This is a genomic window from Microbacterium sp. K41 (genome assembly GCF_004794395.1).
GTDB classification, from domain to species: domain Bacteria; phylum Actinomycetota; class Actinomycetes; order Actinomycetales; family Microbacteriaceae; genus Microbacterium; species Microbacterium sufflavum.
In genome coordinates this window covers 1-2,922 of the sequence record NZ_SSDO01000219.1, presented here as the reverse complement: position 1 = coordinate 2,922, position 2,922 = coordinate 1, and the positions used below count along the sequence as shown (strand labels likewise).

3 protein-coding genes are annotated in these 2,922 nt (G+C 73.7%); all 3 read left to right on the top strand.

Going from position 1 to position 2,922, the window contains the following annotated elements; all coding sequences use genetic code 11:
• Positions 1–682 (top strand): NAD(+) diphosphatase (gene nudC, locus DW309_RS05975; RefSeq protein ID WP_136044843.1); only part of this gene is annotated, 682 nt, incomplete at its 5' end.
• Positions 679–2,400: an ATP-dependent helicase gene (locus DW309_RS05970; RefSeq protein WP_136044842.1), complete on the top strand. Its 1,722-nt coding sequence runs from the start codon at positions 679–681 to the stop codon at positions 2,398–2,400. The genes nudC and DW309_RS05970, both read left to right, overlap by 4 nt.
• Before the next feature lie 238 nt (positions 2,401–2,638).
• On the top strand, positions 2,639–2,922 hold a 284-nt coding region (locus tag DW309_RS19875), incomplete at its 3' end, for a hypothetical protein (protein WP_205812646.1).

Genomic DNA, 2,922 nt, shown 5'->3' with positions numbered 1-2,922 from the left:
CGACGGCGCGGTGCTGCTCCTGGCCGCCGCGCCGCCGGAGACCGACGCCCTCGACGCTGCTCCGGACGAGATCTGGCTCGGGCTGCGCGACCTGGGGGGCCGCATCGACGCCGGGGAGTCGGAGGTGCTGGTGGGAGCCGTCGCGCTCGCCGGCTGGTTGCGCGACGCGCCGTTCTGCCCGACCTGCGGCGGCGGTACCGAGCTGCGTCAGGCCGGCTGGTCGCGCCGCTGCCTGGTGTGCGGGCGCGAGCACTTCCCCCGGACGGATCCCGCGGTGATCGTCGCGGTCGAGAGCGCCGACGGTGAGCGGCTGCTGCTCGGGGCGAACGCCAACTGGGGCGGCCGCATGTACTCGTGCTTCGCGGGCTTCACGGAGGCGGGCGAGTCCCTCGAGTCCACGGTGCACCGGGAGATCGAGGAGGAGTCGGGCGTGCGTCTCTCCGACGTGCGGTACGTCTCCTCGCAGGCGTGGCCGTTCCCCCGCTCGCTCATGGTCGGATTCCGGGCCGTCGTCGAGGACGAGGCGGCCGCCCGCGCGGACGGCGAGGAGATCATCGACGTGCGCTGGTTCACGCGCGAGGAGATCGGTTCCGCGCTCGCGGGGGAGGGGCCGGTCGGTCTCCCCGGCCCCGCGTCGATCGCGCGCGCCCTGATCGTGCAGTGGTACGAGGAGCGCGCGTGAGCGCACTCGACGCCCTGGACGAGCGGCAGCGGGCAGCGGCCTCCGTCCTGCGGGGACCCGTCGCCGTGCTCGCGGGGGCCGGGACGGGTAAGACCCGTGTGATCACGCACCGCGTCGCCCACGGCGTCGACACCGGCGCGTACTCGCCGTCGCGCGTGATGGCGGTGACGTTCACGGCGAAGGCGGCCGGCGAGCTGCGCGGACGCCTTCGTGCCCTGGGCGTGGAGGGCGTCGCTGCTCGCACGTTCCATGCGGCGGCGCTCGCGCAGTTGAACTTCTTCTGGCCCACGCTGGCTGGCTCGCCCGCGCCGTCGATCATCGACAACAAGGTGCGCATGCTCGGGCAGGCGGCCGACGCGCTGCGCCTGCGACCGAGCACGGCGACCCTGCGCGACATCGCCTCCGAGATCGAGTGGCGCAAGGTGTCGATGCTGTCGATCGACCGGTACGCGGAGCTCGGCCGACCCGTCAGCGGGATCGACGCGGGACAGCTCGTCGAGCTGATGCGCGGCTACGAGGCGCTGAAGGACGAGCGGCATCAGCTCGACTTCGAGGATGTGCTGCTCGCGTGCGCCGGGATGCTCGAGGCGGAGCCGCGGGTCGCGGCCTCGGTGCACGAGCAGTACCGCCACTTCACGGTCGACGAGTTCCAGGACGTCTCCCCGTTGCAGAACCGACTGCTCGAGCTGTGGCTGGGCGACCGCCGCGATATCTGCGTGGTGGGCGACGCAAGCCAGACGATCTACTCCTTCGCGGGCGCCGAGCAGCGGTTCCTGCTCGAGTTCGAGCGCCGCCACCCGGATGCCACGGTTGTGCGACTGGAGACCAACTACCGGTCGCAGGAGCCCATCCTGACGGCGGCCAATGCGTTGATGCGGGGTCGACCCGGCGCACTCGAGCTCGTCCCGGCCCGCGAACAGTTCACTGCGGACGCCCCGACCGTCACGGCGTACGACTCGGAGTCCGACGAGGCGGCGGGCATCGCGGCCGGTGTCGCTGCCCGGATCGCGGCCGGAGCCTCGCCCGCCGAGATCGCGGTGCTGTACCGCGCCCACGCCCAGTCGGCCGTGCTGCAGCAGGCGCTCGCCGCGGAGGGCATCGCCACCTCGGTGCTCGGCGGCACCCGGTTCTTCGCGATGCCGGAGGTGCGGCAGGCGATCCTCGCACTGCGGGCCGCGGCCGTGGCCCCGACCGAGCATGGCTTCCTGCCCGGTGTCCGCCGCGTGCTGAAGGAGCTGGGTCTGACGGAGGAGCCGCCCGCCGCGGGTGGTGCGCAGCGCGACGGCTGGGAGGCGCGCCGGGCGATCCTGCGCCTGGCGGAGGAGGCGGGACCCGACGAGACGCTGCGGTCGTTCAGTGACGCGCTGATGGCGCGGGCGAAGGACCAGCACGAGCCGACGCTGCGCACCGTGACCCTGTCCACGCTGCACGCGGCGAAGGGCCTCGAGTGGCCGCACGTGTACCTCGCGGGCTGGGCGGAGGGCGCGCTGCCGATCTCCTACGCCACGACGTTCGAGGCGATCGACGAGGAGAGGCGGCTGGCGTATGTGGGCGTCACGCGGGCCGCGCGAACGCTGGAGATCTCCTGGTCGCGATCGGCAGGTCGAGGGGAGCGGGCACCGTCGCGGTTCCTGGCCGAGATGGGGACGACGGCTCGCGGCACAGGCATTCTGCGCGAAACGACACCGAACGCCACACGCGCCGCCCGTCGGCGCTGACCCGCACGAGCCGGGCGGGGTCGGACGAGGCGAGCAGGACGGCCGCGAGTCGAGCGGCTTCGCCGACTCGCGACGCGGGGATGCGCCCGGGGTCGCGCCCGATCAGCTGACTGTGCACGAGGGGCCACGCGGGGTCGCGCTCGGTGTCCTCGATGTCGCGGCAGCTGAGACACGGCGTCTCGCCAGGAATCACCAGCGGGCCCACGGTCACGCGTCCCGACTCGAAGGCCAGGGGCAGGTGCGGGCGGTCCTCGCGCAGGTGCACGGCGAACTGCACGGCCGCTGCCGCTCCCGGTACCAGCACGACCGCGACGGCATCCGCCTGATCCGGAGCGCCCGCCGGAACGCCTTCGTCGGCCAGGGCCTCCCGCAGTCGTCCTTCGGCCCGCGGATCCGTGAGACCGCGGCTGCTCGTCCAGGCGGCCCGGAGGGGGGACGGGTCGTCGGTGAGTGCGGGGTCGACGAGGGCGAGCAGCCGGCGGGGGGCCGCGCCCGGGGCGGGGAGGGCCGACCAGGATTCCT